This window comes from Belnapia mucosa (assembly GCF_016775475.1).
In the GTDB taxonomy this organism is placed as follows: Bacteria; Pseudomonadota; Alphaproteobacteria; order Acetobacterales; family Acetobacteraceae; genus Belnapia; species Belnapia mucosa.
Genome location: NZ_JAEUXJ010000081.1, coordinates 1 through 727 on the forward strand (window position 1 = coordinate 1; position 727 = coordinate 727).

The 727-nt window shown below is 63.7% G+C and carries 1 pseudogene; it reads right to left on the reverse strand.

Going from position 1 to position 727, the window contains the following annotated elements:
* Window positions 1-647, reverse strand: a pseudogene (locus JMJ55_RS31435) (transposase); the annotation flags it as partial.
* Window positions 648-727 lie beyond the last annotated feature (80 nt).

Here is a 727-nt window from a genome sequence, read left to right on the forward strand (position 1 = left end):
CAGCTGGTCGTGGACAAAGTCCAGGCTCCAGGCCTCGTTGGGACGCTTGGGCACGCAGCGCGCCTCGCGGTGCACGACCATCTTGCGCCGCCTCGGCCGCTGGCTGCGCAGGACAAGGCCTTCTTCGCGGTATAGCCGCCAGACCAGATTGCGCCCCACCGTCCAGCCGTCACGCTTCAGCATGATGTGGACCCGCCGGTAACCATAGCGGATCCGCGTCTGCGCGATCTCGTGCATGCGCTGCCGGATCTCGAGGCGTGGGTCCCTGGTGCTCGGCTTGCGCTGCGTCGATCGATGCTGGCGTGTCAGAGAACAGGCCCGGCGCTCGCTGTAGCCGTGGCTCCGCGCCACATAGGCCACAACCTCCTTCATGAGCGCTGGCCGGGGAACTTTTTTGACAGGACATCCTGCAGCACGGCCTTGTCGAGGCTGAGCTCAGCGACCAGCCGCTTCAGCCGGGCATTCTCCTCGGTCAGTTGCTTGAACTCGCGGACCTGGTCCGTCTCCAGCCCGGCATACTGCTTCTTCCAGCGGTAGAAGGTTTGTTCCGAGATACCGAGCTTGCGCGTCAGCTCGGCCACCGGCAGGCCCAACTCAGCCTGCTTGAGCACCGCCACGATCTGCTCCACCGAAAATCGCCGCTTCATGGCCAATCTCCACATCCGTCATGAGGAAATCCGCCGAAAAGCTAACACCAGAGCTGGACCACTTTCGCCGTGTCACCTCA